17 protein-coding genes and 3 pseudogenes are annotated in these 17395 nt (G+C 69.0%); 7 read left to right on the forward strand and 13 right to left on the reverse strand.

Features of this window, described 5'->3' with window-relative positions:
• Positions 1-254 precede the first annotated feature (254 nt).
• Entirely contained in the window at positions 255-1388 is a 1134-nt protein-coding gene (locus tag ACFYOV_RS18120) for an alpha/beta hydrolase family protein (protein WP_389089234.1), read from the forward strand.
• Between the two features lie 19 nt (positions 1389-1407).
• Here ACFYOV_RS18120 and ACFYOV_RS18125 read toward each other — a convergent pair.
• Positions 1408-1521: pseudogene (locus ACFYOV_RS18125) on the reverse strand (DDE endonuclease); the annotation flags it as partial.
• 396 nt (positions 1522-1917) lie between these two features.
• Between ACFYOV_RS18125 and ACFYOV_RS18130 the strand changes: the two are divergent.
• Complete coding sequence (locus tag ACFYOV_RS18130) at positions 1918-2076, forward strand: hypothetical protein (protein ID WP_389088863.1); 159 nt, start codon at positions 1918-1920, stop codon at positions 2074-2076.
• Between the two features lie 338 nt (positions 2077-2414).
• Positions 2415-3032 (forward strand): hypothetical protein, encoded by a 618-nt coding sequence (locus ACFYOV_RS18135; protein ID WP_389088865.1) that lies wholly within the window; start codon positions 2415-2417, stop codon positions 3030-3032.
• 751 nt (positions 3033-3783) lie between these two features.
• Here the strand turns inward: ACFYOV_RS18135 and ACFYOV_RS18140 are convergent.
• The gene (locus ACFYOV_RS18140) at positions 3784-4671 is read right to left on the reverse strand and encodes an aldo/keto reductase (RefSeq protein ID WP_389088868.1); all 888 of its coding nucleotides are present in this window, start codon (positions 4669-4671) and stop codon (positions 3784-3786) included.
• 12 nt (positions 4672-4683) lie between these two features.
• Positions 4684-5619: an NAD-dependent epimerase/dehydratase family protein gene (locus ACFYOV_RS18145; protein WP_389088870.1), complete on the reverse strand. Its 936-nt coding sequence runs from the start codon at positions 5617-5619 to the stop codon at positions 4684-4686.
• 70 nt (positions 5620-5689) lie between these two features.
• Between ACFYOV_RS18145 and ACFYOV_RS18150 the strand changes: the two genes are divergently transcribed.
• Positions 5690-6598 (forward strand): LysR family transcriptional regulator, encoded by a 909-nt coding sequence (locus ACFYOV_RS18150; protein WP_389088873.1) that lies wholly within the window; start codon positions 5690-5692, stop codon positions 6596-6598.
• A 241-nt stretch (positions 6599-6839) separates the two neighbouring features.
• Here ACFYOV_RS18150 and ACFYOV_RS18155 read toward each other — a convergent pair whose 3' ends face one another.
• Positions 6840-7448, reverse strand: a complete 609-nt coding sequence (locus ACFYOV_RS18155) for a DUF2867 domain-containing protein (RefSeq protein WP_389088875.1) — start codon at positions 7446-7448, stop codon at positions 6840-6842.
• A gap of 96 nt (positions 7449-7544) precedes the next feature.
• Here ACFYOV_RS18155 and ACFYOV_RS18160 point away from each other — a divergent pair, with 96 nt between their 5' ends.
• Entirely contained in the window at positions 7545-8117 is a 573-nt protein-coding gene (locus ACFYOV_RS18160; RefSeq protein ID WP_389088878.1) for a TetR/AcrR family transcriptional regulator, read from the forward strand.
• Between the two features lie 231 nt (positions 8118-8348).
• Here the strand turns inward: ACFYOV_RS18160 and ACFYOV_RS18165 are convergent, their stop codons facing one another.
• From ACFYOV_RS18165 to ACFYOV_RS18175, 3 genes are all read right to left on the reverse strand, one after another.
• On the reverse strand, positions 8349-9146 hold the full coding sequence (locus tag ACFYOV_RS18165) for an IclR family transcriptional regulator (RefSeq protein ID WP_389088881.1): 798 nt from the start codon (positions 9144-9146) through the stop codon (positions 8349-8351).
• 82 nt (positions 9147-9228) lie between these two features.
• Positions 9229-9954 carry an MIP/aquaporin family protein gene (locus ACFYOV_RS18170; RefSeq protein ID WP_389088883.1) on the reverse strand — a complete coding sequence of 242 codons (726 nt, stop codon included), beginning with the start codon at positions 9952-9954 and terminating at the stop codon, positions 9229-9231.
• A gap of 80 nt (positions 9955-10034) precedes the next feature.
• The gene (locus tag ACFYOV_RS18175; RefSeq protein WP_389088886.1) at positions 10035-11069 is read right to left on the reverse strand and encodes an NAD(P)-dependent alcohol dehydrogenase; all 1035 of its coding nucleotides are present in this window, start codon (positions 11067-11069) and stop codon (positions 10035-10037) included.
• Positions 11070-11324: 255 nt separating this feature from the next.
• Here ACFYOV_RS18175 and ACFYOV_RS18180 point away from each other — a divergent pair, with 255 nt between their 5' ends.
• Entirely contained in the window at positions 11325-11657 is a 333-nt protein-coding gene (locus tag ACFYOV_RS18180) for a putative quinol monooxygenase (protein ID WP_389088888.1), read from the forward strand.
• Positions 11658-11963: 306 nt separating this feature from the next.
• On the opposite strand, the pseudogene ACFYOV_RS18185 reads toward ACFYOV_RS18180, so the two are convergent.
• From ACFYOV_RS18185 to ACFYOV_RS18195, 3 genes and pseudogenes are all read right to left on the reverse strand, one after another.
• Positions 11964-12148, reverse strand: a pseudogene (locus tag ACFYOV_RS18185) (transposase); the annotation flags it as partial.
• Between the two features lie 210 nt (positions 12149-12358).
• The gene (locus tag ACFYOV_RS18190) at positions 12359-13042 is read right to left on the reverse strand and encodes an alpha/beta fold hydrolase (protein WP_389088891.1); all 684 of its coding nucleotides are present in this window, start codon (positions 13040-13042) and stop codon (positions 12359-12361) included.
• A 15-nt stretch (positions 13043-13057) separates the two neighbouring features.
• On the reverse strand, positions 13058-13678 hold the full coding sequence (locus ACFYOV_RS18195) for an isochorismatase family protein (RefSeq protein WP_389088893.1): 621 nt from the start codon (positions 13676-13678) through the stop codon (positions 13058-13060).
• A gap of 138 nt (positions 13679-13816) precedes the next feature.
• On the opposite strand from ACFYOV_RS18195, the gene ACFYOV_RS18200 reads away from it, so the two are divergent.
• Positions 13817-14695: a LysR family transcriptional regulator gene (locus tag ACFYOV_RS18200; protein ID WP_389088896.1), complete on the forward strand. Its 879-nt coding sequence runs from the start codon at positions 13817-13819 to the stop codon at positions 14693-14695.
• 228 nt (positions 14696-14923) lie between these two features.
• Here ACFYOV_RS18200 and ACFYOV_RS18205 read toward each other — a convergent pair whose 3' ends face one another.
• The 3 genes and pseudogenes from ACFYOV_RS18205 to ACFYOV_RS18215 form a co-directional block, all read right to left on the reverse strand.
• Positions 14924-15304, reverse strand: a complete 381-nt coding sequence (locus ACFYOV_RS18205) for a gas vesicle structural protein GvpA (protein WP_389088898.1) — start codon at positions 15302-15304, stop codon at positions 14924-14926.
• A gap of 470 nt (positions 15305-15774) precedes the next feature.
• Positions 15775-16498, reverse strand: a pseudogene (locus ACFYOV_RS18210) (transposase).
• A gap of 53 nt (positions 16499-16551) precedes the next feature.
• Positions 16552-17355, reverse strand: coding sequence for a hypothetical protein (locus ACFYOV_RS18215; protein ID WP_389088901.1), 804 nt, complete (start codon positions 17353-17355; stop codon positions 16552-16554).
• Positions 17356-17395: the final 40 nt, after the last annotated feature.

Consider the following 17395-nt stretch of genomic DNA (forward strand, 5'->3'; position numbering starts at 1 on the left):
TGAACGCATCCCCCACAGAGCTCATCCCCCATCGCTCCTATGAGCCACATGCGCGTGGCATCTGGCCCTCAAGAGCTACTGCTCGAGTTGCCTCTGCAGGGTGATTCTTTGCGGGCTCGATCTTTCTACGTTGCTCTCAAGGCCGGCGCGGTATTGCGCTGCCACTGAGAAAGAGGTAGATGCAGATGTCCGTACGCAGTCATGGAGCCACTGCCGTCCTGCTTGCTGGAGCAGTCGCTGTAGGTGCTATCAGTCTGACCGCTTGCAGTTCTGAGGACTCGGCTGCTGACTCCTCAGTCTCGCCGACCGCTCACGCCGCCGCTTCGGAGGATGGGAAGGGGGACCTCGCGCTTCCTGTCCCGACTGGGGAATACGCGGTAGGACGCAACTCGCTGCACCTCGTCGACCGGAGTCGCCGTGACCCGTGGGCACCGAGGGCGGGCGACAGGGAACTGATGGTGTCGATGTACTACCCGGCGCAGAAGGGAACCGGCAAGCTCGCCCAGTACATGAGCTCCCATGGGGCCCAAGCCTTCCTCAACGAAATGAAGTTGGAGTCCTTTGCCAAGGCGCTCGGTGGCACCCGCACTCACACATACACCGACGCGAAGCCTGAGTCTGGGCGGTTTGCGCTGGTCGTCTTCTCGCCCGGCTTCAAGATGCCGGGTGCCACCCTTACCAGCCTGGCCGAGGACCTGACCAGCCGCGGCTATGTGGTCGCAGTGGTGGACCACGCCTATGAAGCTGGAGGCGTCGACTTCCCGGGCAAGGGCATTCTGCCGTGCATGGCCTGCGGGAAGGTCGGTCCCACAAGCTTTCGGCCCGCCGCCGAGGGCCGAGCGGCTGACCTCTCCTTCACGCTGGACCAACTGATCGGTAACACATCACCCTGGATGCACGCCGACATGATCGAAAAAGACAGTATCGGGATGGCTGGGCACTCCCTGGGCGGTGCCAGCACCGCCGCCACCATGGCCCACGATCCGCGCGTCCACGCCGGGGTGAACCTGGACGGCCCATTCATCGACTCCGGTAGCGAGTCCGGCCTCTCCGGGCGGCCCCTCTTGATGCTGGGTACCAAGGCCGACCACAGTCCCGGCAGCGAGGACAAGACTTGGGCTGCGGCTTGGCAGAAGCTTGAGGGCTGGAAGCGTTGGGCCACGGTGACCGGCGCTGACCACTTCACCTTCACCGACCTTGCCCCTCTTGCGGACCAGTTGGGTGAGGATGAACCCAACGCCTTGCCTGGCAAGCGAGCTGTGGAGATCACCCGTGACTACGTGGGGTCCTTCTTCGACGAGCACCTGCGCGGGAATGACCAGCCGCTGCTCGACGGCCCGAGCAAGGCCCACCCTGAGGTCACCTTCGAGCACGCCTCCGCATACTGACCTTGGATGCTTGTTGTCGTCATGGTGGCTGGCGTCGGAGGCCGGTGCCGGTGAGGCAGCCGTCGAGGACGTCGTGGCGGTACTGGAGCTAGCGTAGGCCGCGTCGGACGGCAGTGATCAAGTCATCGGGCTCACGCTCCCAGCACGGCAAACAGTTGGTCACTGAGCAGCGGCAGCGACGCCGGGCCTTCGAGGCCAGGGCTCTCGGCCCGGCCTGCGACCAGGCGTTGCGCCAACGCTGCACTGATGGGGATCTTCGCAAACGGCTCTGTCCGCAGTTCCGTGAATCCCCAAGTCAGTGAAGTGAGCGAGGGATCGTTTCGGCAGAGTATGTCCCGGCATGGCAAGCAAGACGGTCGAGGCTGTGCTGTTTCCCGGGATCGATGTGCAAGTGGAGCGCGTCAGCGACTCCTCCGACGTCCTGGTAGTGGAGGCGGTGTCCACCGCTCGACCGGGCCGATGCCCGGACTGCGGGAAATAGGCGAGACGCATACACAGCTCGTACCAACAAACCTTGAATGAAAGGCCGTTGGGATCCCATCGCGTCATAGTCCGGCTGCGGGTCCACCGGTACTTCTGCGACCGGAAGAGCTGTGTCCGCAAGACGTTCGTCGAGCAGGTGCCGGGCCTGTCCGAGCGGCACCGCCGCTCCAGCACCGGGCTGACGGCCAGATGGGGCGGGTGGTGAGGGTATTGGGGTGGCCGGGGCGCAGCATCCGCATCATGTTCCGCTGGTGTGCAGCAGTTCCGCTCGCCGTCGCGGACGGGCTCCAGGTTCGGCATCGTCCTCCACGGCGCCCACCGGTTGCGGTGGCCGGCTCGCGGGAGCCGAGCACATCGCCGCACGCTTCTTCGAGGCAGACCAGGCCAGGTTCCCGGCTCCTGGCAGTGGCAGCCGACATCACGCACCGTGCCCCATGTCCACAACTGACCGCACCTCTTCCGCCATGCGTATCACCGCCAAGGATACGAACCGCGGGGGGAACGCCTCCACGGGGGTGGCCGGCCGATTCGTATGCTGTCCCCATGGGCATGTGCATGGAGGTCCTGATCGTCGACTGGGCCCATCTGGAGTCGGTACCGGCCGGGCAGCGGGACGACCTGGTCGAGGAGGCTGCGTTCGGCCCGGACGACGTGTATGACTACAACCTCCCGCCCGGGTGGACATGGCCCGATCCAACAGAGGCTCGGTGGTGGGCGCGCTACGAATTCCTCGGCACCATGACGTCTTACAAAGCGCACTTCTGGGCGGGGGAACGCTGGAACGAACTGCGCGCCTTCGTCAACACGCCGCTGCGAGAGGCTCTCGACCAGTTCAGCGCCCCGCTGTTCTGGAGTGGCTCCACCTACGCCACCGAGGCTTCAGGCTTCTCCCCGGCCGTCGCGCCGCACCCCTGCGACTGGACCTGTCGACTCGATGTCATGCTTTGGCTGTTGCCGGAAGACGTTGCGGCGTTGCATCGCTTCTGGGGGCAGGTCGAGCCGCGCCTCGGCTCACTGCGCGAGCCGTTCGACCGCCACCTGGCCGAACCCATCGGCTGGATCCAGGACTTCGCGTCATTCTCCCGGCTCGTCGCCGAATGGGGTGACGTCGTGAGCCAGGCCGCCCGCCGCGGCTGGGCCGTCATCGGCCTGCGGAGTTGAGCACGTTCAGCTGTCAGCCGCTCAGTGCTCCAGCCACCGCCGGTCGCCGGTTCTCGTCGTGAACCCTGCCTCTTGGTGGCCTCCTCCCCACTGGGGCTACCTGGCGTGTGCACCGCACCGGCGGCCCACGACGATCCGACTGCTCCATCTGTATCCGGGGCCTCTGACAGAGCTGCGCTCAGCGGGCCAGGAGCACCGTACGGCGGAAGCCGGGCCGGCACCTCGAGGCGGCCGGCCCCCGCTGCTCCTCCTGCTTGGGGTGGTTCCCCAGTTGCGCTGAAGACAGGCACGAACAGGTCGCACTTGAAGCTGGCACTCCCCGTCCTTCGAGTCCCGGACGAGCACCTCGGTGCCGTCCGGGAGCGTGCAGGCTCCCACACAGGCGTCCTCCACATCAACGCGGTAACTGCTCCGTGCCATCCGGTCGGAGAAGCGTCGTTGCGTCTCCCTCCTGACGAAGAGCCGAGCCGATCAACGACGTCTCTGCACGTCCGAGGGCCGGAACTGTGGCGAGTCACTTGACGGGCGGTCTCGTTGGCCGGGCCGGTGCCCGGCCTTCGTCTTCGGAGGGGCGGTCAGCCGCAACAGTCCACGGGCGGTGCTGTCACTTTCGTGATGTCCGGCAGCATGCGGTTCACCGAAGGGAGTTACCCAGAGCGGCCCACGCAGCCGCGCCGGTGATGGGCCGGTGCTCACCTGTCGTGGTCGAATAGTGCGTGCATCCGTGAGCCCGGCAAAGGGTGGTGGCGGCTCAGTTGGTCAGTGGGTGTTCCAGTTGTGTCCGTTCCGCTTCGGTCAGGTCGAGCTCGACCGCCTTGGCAGAGTCCTGAATCGATGCCGGGCGGCTGGCGCCCGGTACCGGGATCACCGCCGGGGAGCGGGTCAGCAGCCAGGCAAGAGCGATCTGCTGCGGGCTGACGCCGCGCTCGGCCGCGATGCGGTGGAACGCGGTGTGCGCAGGCTTCGGACCGGAGGGGCCCTCAAGGGAGCTTCGGGAGATGCCGCCCAGCGGGCTCCAGGGCAGGAAGGCCAGCCCGAGCTGCGTACTCAGCCGAAGCTGGGGCTCGCTGTCGCGGACTGCCGGGGAGTACTGGTTCTGTACGGAGACGAGGCCGTCGCCGAGGATCGCGTGGGCCTCACGGATCTGGTCGGTGGTGACGTTGGAGATCCCGGCGGCGCGGATGGTGCCGGTGTCGAGCAGCTCCCGCAGCGCGCCCACGGACTCCGCCCAGGGTACGGCCGGGTCCGGCTTGTGCAGCTGGTACAGGCCTATGGCCTCGGCTCCCAGGCGCTTCAGGGATGCTTCGGCGGCGCGCTTGAGGTGGGCGGGGGTGGCGGTGACGGTCCAGCTGCCGTCGCCGGGGCGGCCTCGGCCGCCCTTGGTGGCGACGAGGATGTGAGACGTGTCCGCTCCGTAGCGGGCCAGGGCTCGGGCGACGAGGAGTTCGTTGTGGCCCGCTTCGCCGGCGTGCCAGTGGTAGCTGTCGGCGGTGTCGATGAGCGTGACCCCGGCGTCCAGGGCGGCGTGGATGGTGGACACGGCCCGCTTCTCGTCCGGGCGGTGCTCGATCGACAGCGGCATGGCGCCCAGGCCGATGGCGCTGATGGTGGTGCCTGCAAGAGTGCGGCGGTATTGCATGGTGTGTGTTCCTCAGGCGATGGGGGCTGGGGCGAGGGCCTCGGTGACGGCGCCGGGGAGCCAGTCGTTGATGTGGGAGAAGCTGAAGCCCAGTTCCTTCGCGCGGGCGTTGCTCATGGCGTAGTGGCGGTCGAAGGAGAACGGCGAGGCCGGCTCGCCCGCGGCGACGCCCCGGTACACGGCCTTCCGGCCGGCCTGCGCGGCGACGACGGCGCCCAGGCCGTACACGTCGAGTTGCCCGTCGGAGCAGGCGTTGACCGGGCCGGTGACGTCGGTGCCTGTTGCCGCCCACAGCAGCAGCTCCGCCAGCTCTTCGTAGTGGATGAAGACCGTGGGCAGCGCCTTCGCGTGCGCGGTGACCGGTGTGCCCTCGGTGACGTGCTCGACGTAGTGCGCCAGCCGACCGGTGAACTCGGCCGCGCCGCCACCGAGTACGTGGGCGCTGCGCACGGTGGCGAAGGCGAACCCCTGGTGCTGGGCGAGGACGGCCTCCGCCTGGCGCTTGCCCTCGGCGTAGTGTGCCTCCAGGTAAGCCGCGTCATGCCACGGCAGGTTCATGACCACCGGCCACGTGGACGGGTTCACGAGTTCCTCCGGCACCGGTGTGCCGGGCGGGACGACCGGAAGGGCGGCGGTCGCCGGATCGTAGACCTCGATGGTGGAGGTCATGACCCAGCGCGGGGTGCGGCCGCTGAAGGCGCGGGCGGCGATCGCGGCCTGCACGGGGGTGTAACAGACCTGGTCGACGACCACGTCGAAGGTGCGGGAACCGAGCGCAGCGATCAGAGCGGCCTCGTCATTGCGGTCGACGACCAGGTGCTCGGCCCCGGCAGGCGGCGGCTCGGAGCCGCGATTGAGCACCGTGACCTGGTGGCCGGTGGCCTGGAGGCGCTGGACCAGGAGCTTGCCGAAGTACCGGCTTCCGCCGATGACGCAGACCTTTTGCATGCCCCCATCCTGGAGACGTACGGTCATCAGCAGAAGTGACTACTTACTGGACGAGTATTAAGGAAAACTGTTGATCGATGTGCAGCGGCTGCGTGTCCTGCGAACGGTGGCGGAGCACGGCAGCTTCAACCGGGCAGCGGCGGCCCTTCGCCTGACTCCCTCGGCCGTGTCGCAGCACATCGCTGCACTCGAACGCAGCCTCGGCGCCCAGGTCGTGGCGCGCAGCACACGCGGAGTCACGCTCACCCCGGCCGGGCAGATCATGGTCGGGGCCGCCGAGTCGGTCGCCGCGGAACTCGAATACGCCAGGCAGCAGGTCGACCGGCTCGGCAGCGGCCGCACCCGGCTCACCATCGCCACGTTCACCAGTGGCGGCAGGCTCCTGCTGCCCCAGGCACTCGCCCGCCTGGCCACCGCCCATCCCGACACCGTGGTCCACGTGAGGGAGAGCGAGCCAGAGGACAGTCTGCCGATGGTCCGTCAGGGTGCCGTGGACCTCGCCCTCGCCTACCACTTCGACGGCCCGCTGCCCGGGCGGCCGGGCCCGAACTCCAGCCTGAAGTGGACCGCTCTCATGGAAGACCCCCTGCATGTCGTCCTGCCGGACGCTCATCCTCTGGCCGACCGCGAGACACTCGGCATCACCGAACTGGCCGCCGAGCCCTGGGTACTCGGTTGCCTCAAGACCGAGGCGTACCTACGTCACTACGCCGGCCGTGCCGGTTTCGACCCCGAGGTGCGCGGCACGACAACGGACTACTTCTTCGCCCGCTCACTCGTCGCCGCGGGCATGGGGATCTCACTGATCCCCTCCATCGCGCTGACCCCGCCGGTGGCGGGAGTGCGCACCGTCCCGATCGAACCGCCGGCTCCGACCCGGCACATCGGCGTTGCCACGATCCATCGCCGCAACCACGCCCAGGTCCGCACGCTGATACAGGTCCTGCAGGGGCAGGCAGCGGCACTGCAGGAAACCTGACCTCCAGGACGCGGTACCCCTCCATCCGTACGCGGCCGACGAGATCGGTCTCCCGGCGTCGCCGGGGAGGGAGGCACTGCCCGCGGCCCGGGCGCCGGTCCGGTCCTTGGCTCATCGCCCAGAGGCGCCTGCGTCCGGGGCCGAGGTGACGGCCCCTGGGCGCTGGCAGAGGAGAGCGGGTGGCGGCGGCAGATCGCCCGCTGCTCTGACGACCTGGCCGCCGGCCTTGCCGGCGGAAGAGTCAGCGAGCTGTTCGGCGTTCCGTGTCCTCTCGCCACTGCCGGCCGATCGATCGGATCAGGGCCGGGTACACCCCCAGATACCGGAAGGGTTTGATGCCGAGCATGTACAGGGAGCCGAGGCGGCCGTTGGGCTTGACCAGAACGGCCATCTGGCCGCGGTACCCGCCGTTCCCGTCGGGGACCCAGCCGATGTGCATCACCCCGTGCATGGTCTTGTTGGCGTACTCGGCAGCCCACTCGTCGTGTGTCTGGAAAACCGATGTGAAGGGCGCCGTGCTGAGGTCCGGTCCCCGTGGTCCCTCGCGCAGGTCGTCCGGGAGGCGGTCGCGCAACGAGGCAACCCGGCCGCCGACGCCCGAGTCCGGCTTGTCCCAGCCGAGCAGCGCGCCGAGCTTCCAGCGCACCGCGAAGAGGAAGCGCCCCACGGGGTTGCCGCCGTCCGGACCACCCTTGCCGTCCGCCATCTGCTGGACCAGGTGGTGCAGGTCGTCCGGGCCGCCCGGCGTGGGCAGCGCCCACAGGTCCTCGAGTTGGAAGTCACCGGCGATCTCGTGGATCCGCCAGGGGCGGGAGGTGTGGTCGGTCGAGGGGAGGCGCAGATCGCTCATGGCAGATCCTGTCTATACGGTGGCGTATAGATCGAGCATAGACCCATCTATACGGTTCCGTATACTCGGCTCGGGACAGGTGAGGGGAGACACAGCGTGGGCGCGATCCGTACGCCGCGGGACAAGTGGATCGAGGAGGGCCTGCGAGCACTCGCCGCCGGCGGTCCCGAGGCCGTCCGGGTCGAGGCCCTGGCCCAGGCGCTCGGCGTCAGCAAGGGCGGTTTCTACGGCTACTTCCGCAACCGCGCCGCCCTGCTGGAGGAAATGCTCGACACCTGGGAGCGGGGGGTCACCGAAGATGTCATCGAGCGGGTCGAGCGCGACGGAGGTGACGCCCGTGAGCGACTCGGGCGCCTCTTCGACTTCGTGGGGTCCGACCAAACGCTGGTGATCAGCGCCGGGGTCGAGCTCGCGATCCGCGACTGGGCCCGCCGCGACGAAAGCGCCGCGCGTTGCCTCCGCCGGGCCGACAACCGGCGCATGGACTATCTGCGCAAGCTCTACGGGGCCTTCTGCCCCGACGAGGACGATGTCGAGGCCCGTTGCCTGATCAGTTTCTCACTGCGCATCGGCGACCACCTCATCGCAGCCGACAACGGCCCGCGCAGCCGTACGGAGGTACTCGCCGCGGTCAGGAACCGGTTGCTGGGCCCCCCGCGTGAGCAGTGACCGGCGCTCACCCGGCGCCTTGGCCGACGGCGCCCCGGACCGTACTGAGCCGAGGCTCAGGAGTGGTCGTGGGGCGAGCCCTTCGGGCGGGGAACGGGTGCGGATGCCGGGCTGCGATGGTCATCCGTGCGCGGAGGCCGTCCGCGCGGTCGACGTCGAACGCGTGCCTGCGGTGTACCCCTGGTGGAAAACGGCCGATGGCTGGTCGAGGGGCCGGCGTCCGGCACCGCTCTACGGCGCCGTGGCCCCGGCAAGCAGACGCGACAGGCGGGCGGCTCCGTCGCGTACGGCGTCCTTGAGCTGCGGATGCCGCTGCTCGAACTGCTCCACGGGGACGGAGGTGGCCACGGCGCCCGCGACCTTCCCGCGTGCGTCGAACACGGGAGCGGCCAGGCAGGACAGACCGCCCTGGAACTCCCCCACCTCGACCGCCACGCCGGACGTCTGCACGTGGGCGAGGTGGTCCTCCAGAACGTCGGGAGCGGTGATCGTGTGCTCGGTGAGCCGGGCGAGGCCGTGGACCAGGTGGTCGCGGCGCCGTGCGGCGGGCAGCGAGGACAGCAGGACCTTGCCGAAGGCGGTGGCGTGCGGCGCCTGGTGAAAGCCGACGTCGAGCGGCTGAGCCCGCGGTGCCGCGGGCGAGTCCACCACCTCCGCGACGACGATCTCCTCGTCCCGGAAGACGGTGTAGTACGCGGCGGCGGCACAGTCGTCGTGAAGCTGCTGGAGCACCCCGAGCACGCCGGGGGTGATCTCCAGCTGCTGGCACAGGCGTCGGTTCAGGCTGGTGAGTTTGTATCCCAGACCGTAACCGCGCGCCTGGTTCAGTCGGACCAGGTAGCCGTCGTGCACCAGGGTGTTGAGCAGGCGATATGTCGTCGGGAGGGTGAGCCCCGCGCGCCGGGCGACCGCCTTGGCGGTGATGCCGTCGCCGCCGGCCGCGACCGCCTCCAGCACCCTCAGGGCGCGTCGGACCGATCCCAGCAGCGCGGCGGTGTCGGCGGCGTGGGGGTCCTTCTCGTACGTCACTGCGCCTCCTGTGCTGCCCCGGGGAGCCGGCCGGACGGACCGCTTCCCGGCGCATGGCCGGGAAGCGGCTGTGGTGCGGCGGTCATGCGGGGATAGTACGCAACCTGTTCATGGCCACGTACAACCGTCCGGCCAGCAGGCCGCCGACCACCTGGGCCGCGAGGTACACGGGCAGCTGGGACCAGTCGGCCGATCCGCCGCCCGCGCCGTACACGAGTAGTGGCCCGAGAGTGCGTGCCGGGTTGAGCGCCGCGCCGGTGACCGGGCCCACCGCGACGGCGATGGCGAACACCGCGAAACCGATGGGCAGACCGGCGAAGCCTCCCGGCGCCCGTTGGTCGACGACTCCGAAGACGACGAAGACCAGGATGAAGGTGCCCAGTGCCTCCGCGAAGAACGCCTGGGAGGCGGAGGTCGGAGAGGCGTAGGAGGCGACACCGAGGCCCAGTCCCACGGCGCGTTCCCCGAGCACGGCGACGATGGCACCGGCTCCGGCGAGCGCCCCGGCGCACTGGGCCGCGACGTATCCCGGCACCTCGCGTCGGGGCATTCTGCCCGTCGCGGCCAGGGCCAGGGTGACGGCCGGGTTGATATGGCATCCCGACACATGTCCTATCGCGAACACGGCGGCCACGACCACCATGGCGAAGGCGAATGCGATGACACCCAGGTCGGCCATGGTGAAGCTGGCCTTCCCGGCTTTCTGCAGCAGCAGGGTGGCCGGAATGGAGCCGACCCCGAGAAACACGAGAAATGCGGTGCCGAGGAATTCTGCGAGCAGCCTTTGGGGATATGTGTTGTCTGTCATGGCTTTTCAGCCCGGGGCCGCGGCCCCGGGATCGACCCCTTCGCGGTGTGTGGCGGTTGGTGTCTTCCGGCGCAGCGCTCTCACCGACCGCCGGGCACCAGGATCCCGCGGCCCCGCAACCGTCCGTGTTCGAGGTCGTCCATCGCGTCGTTCACCGCGTCGAGGGGATAGGTGGTGGTGTGCAGACGCACCTTGCCCTGAGCGGCGAGCGTCATCAGTTCGTCGAGGTCGTTGTAGCTGCCGACGAGGTTGCCGATGACGTTGATCTCGTTGGAGATGATGTCGATGGTCGGAACGTGGACGTGGCCCCCGTATCCGACGACGAAGTAGGAGCCGGCCCGGCGGAGCATGGCCACACCCTGTGCCTCGGTCCCGCGCTCCCCCACGAAGTCGATGACGACGTGCGCGCCCTTCCCCGAGGTGATCTCCCGGACCGCGGCCACCGGGTCGCCGTCGGCGCGCACGGTGTGGTGCGCACCCAGGCTCCTGGCGAGCTCCAGAGCAGCTTCGGAGGTGTCCACGACGACGATCTCGGCGGGGGTCAGGGCGACCAGCGCCTGGATGCCGATGTGCCCGAGGCCGCCGGCCCCGATGGCCACGACGCAGGCACCGGGATACAGCAGTGGCACCGCCTTGCGTACGGCGTGGTAGGCGGTGAGGCCGGCATCGGCGAGCGCGGCCACGTCGGCAGGCCGGAGACCGGGGTCGAGCTTCACGCACGAGCGGGCGCTGGTGAGCATGAACTCCGCCATGCCGCCGTCACAGTCGATGCCGGGGAAGGCACTGTTCTCGCAGTGGACGTCGTCTCCCGAACGGCAGGCGCGGCACAGCCCGCAGGTCATCAGCGGATGGATGATGACGGGGTCACCGACGGCGAGATGGGAGACCCCGGAGCCGATCTGCCTCACCCATCCGGCGTTCTCGTGGCCCAGCGTGTACGGCAGCGAGACCTGTGACTTCTCCTGCCACTGGCCCTCGATGACATGGAGGTCCGTCCGGCACAGGCCGGCCCCACCGATCTCCACGACGACGTCCTGCGGCGAGGTGATCGTGGGCTCCGGAACGTCTTCCACAACAGGCCGCCGGTGATATTCGTGAACGCGCACTGCCTTCATTGCGACTCTCCTTTTTCATTCAATCCCGGGAGGGGATGCGAGGAGATGCTCATGCGCCCGCCACCGAAGGGTCAACGGGATGACGGCTTCAACGTTTCCACCTGTCGAGAAAAAAGACATTCCGGTGCCGTTCACCTCACCCCGGCGCATTTGGTCGGTAGGGCGGCGCGCGGCGGCCGCGGGCCTTCCCCGCGGCCCGTAGGCTCGACGAACCGTACGAAGAGGCCCCTCGGGCCTGTGAGAGGGAGAGACTCGATGATCTTCATTACCGCCAAGTTCCGTGTCCGTCCGGAGGACGCCGACCGGTGGCCGGAGATCGCTGCCGACTTCACCGAGGCCACCCGTGGTGAGCCCGGGTGCCTGTGGTTCGACTGGTCCCGCAGTGTTGAGGATCCGACGGAATACGTCCTCGTCGAGGCGTTCCGGGACGACGAGGCAGGAGCCGCTCACGTGCAGTCCGCCCACTTCAGGGCCGCGCAGCGGACGCTGCCGCCCCACCTGGTGGAGACGCCGCGCGTCGTGAACACGACCCTGCCGCAGGACGACTGGTCGCTGCTGGGCGAGATGGCCGTTCCCGAGGAGAAGTAGATCGCCGGTGCGGCGGCGCGACTGCGGCTCGCCGTGCCGCCGCCCGGTCGCACTCGTGCCTGCTCACGGCAGCGGGCGGGGAGCTACGAGCTGAACTCGTGACGTCGCTGAGTTGCTCAGTGAAACCCGCTGGACGACCACCCGTGGCTACGGCATTCGGCGGGCGTGCGCTGGTCTTGGGCCACGCGCACCGGCAGCGACAGGCGCCCCCAGCACGACCCCGGCCCGGAGGAGCTGTGCTGCTACGACGAGCGAACGGTCCGTGCCGCGTGCCGGAGAGCATCTACCCCTGCACGGCGCACCGCCGTGCAGCGGTGCCTTCCGGCGCATGGTCCACTTCTTGCGGCCCTTCCCTGTCGGGTCCAGGTTCATCAGCGCGCCCTGTGGATGCACTGGAGAGCCGCGGCCTCGTTCGGGAGGTGCCCGCGGGCGCGGACGACCTTGCGTATCCGCGCGTTCACGCCCTCGATCGCGTTCGTGGAGCAGAGAAGGGTTGGTGCCGGCTCTGCTTTGCCTGCAGAGGCGCTCTGAGACCCCGTCAGGCATGTCCTCGGGGGTGATCTGTGGGCGGGCCTCATACCGTTCCTCCCGGCGCTCCCCGCGTCGCCGCGGACCGACTGCCGGGCGGAGTCCCCAGGCCGCGGGGCGTTGGGGCGTGCCGGTGTGACGGCCTGGGGTCCCATGCTCGGTCAGCTGGTTCCTCAGCGGACGAACTCGTCGACTGTGCGGGAGAACAGCCCGGGTTGTTCGAGGTTCCACAGGTGCCCGGCGCCCGGGACGATGCGCATGGTGGCGCCGGGGACACCGGCGGCGATCTCCCGGGCGCCTGACAGGTTCGACCTGTCCTTGGCTCCGTTGAGCACCAGTGTCGGGGCACCTATGCCACCGAGCCGGTCGCGTAGGTCGAGTCGGCCCAGACCTGTGAGCCCGGTGAGCAGCGTGGCCTTTCCCGCCCGGCGCAGGTCCTGCACCGCCTGGTCCACGTACTCGGCCCTACCTCCGGCGTACAGACCCTTGAGGACGTTCACCAGCATCCCCTCGGGCATCAGCCGCAGCATCAGGCGTTGTACGGAGTCCCGGCGCCGCCCCCGCGCCGCACCGCCGGACAGGACCAGGCCTGCGACCTGAGCCTGCTCGGCGAGCGCAGTGAGCAGCGCGACGGAGACCGAGCCGGAGACTGCCACCAGGTGGACTGGCTCGGCCTGGCCGCGGAGCACCTCGCGTACCGCCGCGACGGCTTCGTCCAGCGAGAACGGGCCCGGTGCGGCGCCGTGGCCGGGGAGATCGGGGGCCAGCACACGATGTGTGTCCCCCAACTCCTCGATCTGCGACCGCCAGGCGCGGCTGCTGGATCCGAACGCGTGCAGAAAGACGATGACTGCCACCTGATGCCCTTCGGATCAGCCGCGGTAGGCAGCGGCGAGCTGCCCCACGAGGGTGGCGAAGGGCATGTCGAGGTCGCTGTACACCCCCGCGGCGTCCGGATGCGCGTTGTTCGCCAGGACCTCGACGGCGAGCGAGGCGTAGTCGCTCACGATGACACCCGCCTGCTGCAGGCGCAGCAACCCCGTGGTCCGCTTGGTCTCGGAGAAGGTGCCGCACGCGTCGACGGCCACGTACGCGTCGTAGCCGCTCGCGGTCGCGGAGATCGCCGGGAATGCCGCGCACACCTCCAGCGAGATCCCTGCGATGATGAGCTTGCTGCGTCCGGTCGCCTCGATGGCAGCGCGTACCCGGTCGTCGTGCCAGGCGTTCACCGAGCTGCGGTCGATCACCTTCAGTTCCTGCGGCAGTACGGCCTGCAGTTCGGGGATGAGGGGTCCCCACATGCTGTCGGCGGCGGTGGTGGTGACGAGGGTCGGAAGGTTCAGGCGCAGTGCGGCCTTGGCCAGGCCGGTGACGTTGTGCTTCAGCTCATCGACGCCGATGTCCCGTACGCCGGTGAAGAGACCGATCTGGTGGTCCACGAGGAGCACGGCTGCGTTGTCGGCCGTCAGGGGGGTGTGGAAGCGGTCCTGCATGTTTGTCGCTCTCCTGTCGAGGTCTGCGTACGCGACGCGCGGTACGCGGAACCAGCATCGACACGCTGACCTGCCGGAACAACCGCGATCTGGCACACTCTCGGTGAGCGTGGCTCACCAATGGACGGGGGCGGACGAGTGGAGAAGCACGAGATCGAGACCTTCCTGGTCCTGGCCGAGGAACTGCACTTCCGCCGCACGGCGGAGCGCCTGGGCCTGTCGCAGGGAAGGACCAGCCAGATCATCCGGAAGCTGGAGCGCCGCATCGGCACCCCGCTGTTCGAGCGCACCAGCCGGCGCGTCGCGCTGACCCCGGTCGGGCGCCGACTCCGCGACGGGATCGAACCCGCCTACCGGCGCATCCAGCGGGAAATCGCCAAGGCGTCCGACGCCGGGCGCGGCATCCAGGGGACCCTCCGCGTGGGCTTCTTCGGCCCGGGGACCGCGCAGGCACTGACCGGGATCATCGAGCAGTTCCACGACCGCCACCCGGACTGCCGGGCCCAGCTCGTCCTGGAAACACAGATCGCCGACCACCTGGCGCCGCTGCGTGACGAGAGCATCGACCTGCTGGCCACCCTCCTCCCGGTGGACGAGCCGGACCTGACCGTCGGCCCGGTCGTCGTACGCGAGAGCTGGATGCTGGCGGTCTCCGCCGACCACCCCCTGGCGCGCCGCGACACGGTCGTCCGCGACGACCTGGCCGCCGGCACGGTGCTCGCCGTCGACAACGCCCCCGCGTACTGGCTCGACCAGCACCTCCCGCCACGGACCAGCACCGGGCGGCCCATCCGCCGCGGGCCGTCGGTGACCACCTTCCAGGCGGCACTCGCCCTGATCGCGGCGAACACCGGAATGCTCCCGGTGACCAGCCAGGCAGCCCTCTACTATCCCCGGCCCGACGTGGCCTACGTCCCCATAGCGGACGCGCCGGAGGCCGCGTACGGGCTCGTCTGGCGGACGGCCGGCCGCAACGCGCGCATCCACGCCTTCACCAGCATCGCGGCAGCTGTCTGATCAGCGCCGCAGCAGGGACCAGATGCCCTCGACGAGGTTTGAAGTCGGGCGCGTAGGGCGGCAGGTGGTGGGCGATGTTCCATGCGCCTGGGTCGATGAAGGCCCGCAGCCGCGGTCCTGGTGCACGGTCAAAATGCCCCGGCCGCGGAGAGTCTCCGATGCCGTCCAGTCCTTGCGGAGGGGGAGGTGTGCGGCGCTGATCACCCCGGAGACGTATGTGCTCATCCGTCATTCTCCCTCGCCGTGACGTACACGGCCCTCGTCACGGGCCTGCTGGAAGGCGTTGGAGATCGTCTCCGCGGCGCCGGACAGGGCTCCCTTGGTCTTGCCGCGTGCCCCGGACTCCATCATCTTGCCGGGAAGCTCGGTCAGCCCCGCGGGCTTGCGCGGTCCCGCTTCCAGGTCAAGGCGGTTGCACGCCTCGGCGAAGCGAAGGTAGGTGTCGACGCTGGCAACCACGATCCGTATGTCGATCTTGAGTATCTCGATACCCACAAGAGACACCCGCACGAACGCGTCGATCACCAGCCCGCGGTCGAGAATGAGCTCCAGAACGTCGTACAGGCCACTGGAGCCGCCCCCGCCGCCCTGCTGGGTCGCCACCGTCATCGTCACCAACCCCTTGTCATCTGTCTCTGCGCGGTCCCGTCGGCGCCGTCCCTCACGGACAGATCGATGCCCGGAGGTGTCCAGGAAGTCCGGAACACATGACCGAGCCTGCGTCGCCTACACGCATCGGCCCGCCCGAACCTGCACGAGCAGGCCGACGATGCGTACCGGGCAGCCTTTCACCAGGCACACGCCCACCAGCCGCCAGGTGGTCGCCGCCGCGAGGACCGCGCCGCCGCGGGTAACCCGTGAGCCGCGGCTCAATCCCTTCCTCGAGCACCGCGCCGAGCCTGTTCTGATCTCGTCTTGTTCGGGATACCCGGGTCCTGACCAAGTAGGCGGGCTGCGCCGTGCGGCCCGTCGCAGCGGATCGAAGACGGACGGGACGTGGGCGGACGGGACGTGATGGTCGTGTCGGCCATGCAGCCACCCTCCGTGCCGGCCGCCTTCCGACGCCTGTGTGGTTGTGATCAAGTGGTGGTCTTGGCGAGGTCCTTGATCCAGATCCTCAAGGCGCGGAGATGGAGGCCTGCGAGGTAGCTCTCCGGGGTCTTGTCGAATCGGGCAGCGATGCCCCGCCAGGCCGTCAGCCTGTTGATCAGGCGCTCAACGGTGTTCCGCTCCTTGTAGAGCTCGGCGTCGTGGCGGACGGGCCGACCGCCTCTGCCGCTCTTCCTCTTCCGGTTGGCGGCCTGGTCCTCCTTCTCCGGTAGGACCGCCTTGATGTGTCGTGTGCGCAGGTGGACGCGGTTGCCGCGAGGAGTGCGCCTTGTCTCGGCGACCGCGTCGGGCCGGGTGCGGGGGTGACCGACGGGCCCGCGGACCCGGACCTTTCTTCAGCGCGGGGATGAACTGCGGACTGTCGGCGGCCTGCCCCTCGGTCAGGACGAACACCAGCGGGCGGCCGTTCCGGTCGCCGGCAAAGTGGACCCTGCTGGTCTGGCCGCCTTCCGCGATCACGCCCTCCAGCAGAGCCTCGAAGACACCGGCGTCCCGCCACTACCGGAGACGGTTGTGGACGGTCGACCAGGCACCGAACTTCGCCGCCATCCCGCCATTGCCCGCCCGTCCGGAACCGCCAGATCACGCCCTCGAACTGCTGCCGAACCCCTGGGGCACGGGTCCGTACCTACCAATCGGCAGGTACGGCCCGATGAACTCCCTCCCCCTGTGCATGAGTTGCCTCCGCGTCACGAAAGCAGTCCACCGGACTAGGGCCGAACTACGAGAGCAATCCCACAGATTGATCACGACCCGCCGGAGAAGGCGTCGACCATCATGATGGCCAGCAGGGCCACGCCGTTGAGCCCGCAGAAGAGGATGAACGCTCCCAGGGTGACGTTGAAGCGCCGCATGAACGGCGCCTGCGGCACGAGCACGTCCGACGGGTCCTGGGGGTTGTAGCTGGCCCGAACGTACGGCTCGAAGCTCACGTGGGAGAGGACGCGGGTCGTGCCGGCGGTGTCCGTGTAGAAGTACATCCCCGGTCTGTTGGCCCGCGACGCGACGACGGTAATGCCGTGCTTGAGCAGGCGCCGCTCGCGGTTCCACGTCCACACGCAGTACACGCCGAATCCGAGCCCCGCGGTCGCGATGGCTCCGATCGGCACGATGGCGATGGCGAGGCCCGCGACCCCCGCGATGCCGGCGGTGACGCACAGGGCCCCAACCACTCCGAGGCAGCCGAACACGAACCACTTGAGCCCACGCAGGAACCTCTGGCGCCGGGTCTTGGCGAAGGTGCGCAGCACGACGAGGGCGCCGCCGTCGATCTCCTCGTTCCGTTCGGGCAGCAGCGCGTTCACCGCGTCGGCGAAGGCAGTGGCGGCGGGCTCACTCACGTCCTCGATCCGGTGGACGGACGGCGTGGCCCCGGAAGGGGCCCTCAGCTCGACCGTGACGCTCCGCACCTCGGCGTGGATTCGGGCGATGGCCTTGGCGGGGATTGTCAGCTCTTCGCCGGGGCGTTCCAGGACGAGCCCCTCCTGCTCGGCGCTCAGGACGGTGCCGTCGCGGCCCTGGAGGACGGGTATGGGTGGCATGATCGACATGAGCAGGATCGTACGGACAGGGCAGTCAGCCCGTGAAGCC

The organism is Streptomyces sp. NPDC005931, assembly GCF_042871235.1.
Lineage (GTDB): Bacteria > Actinomycetota > Actinomycetes > Streptomycetales > Streptomycetaceae > Streptomyces.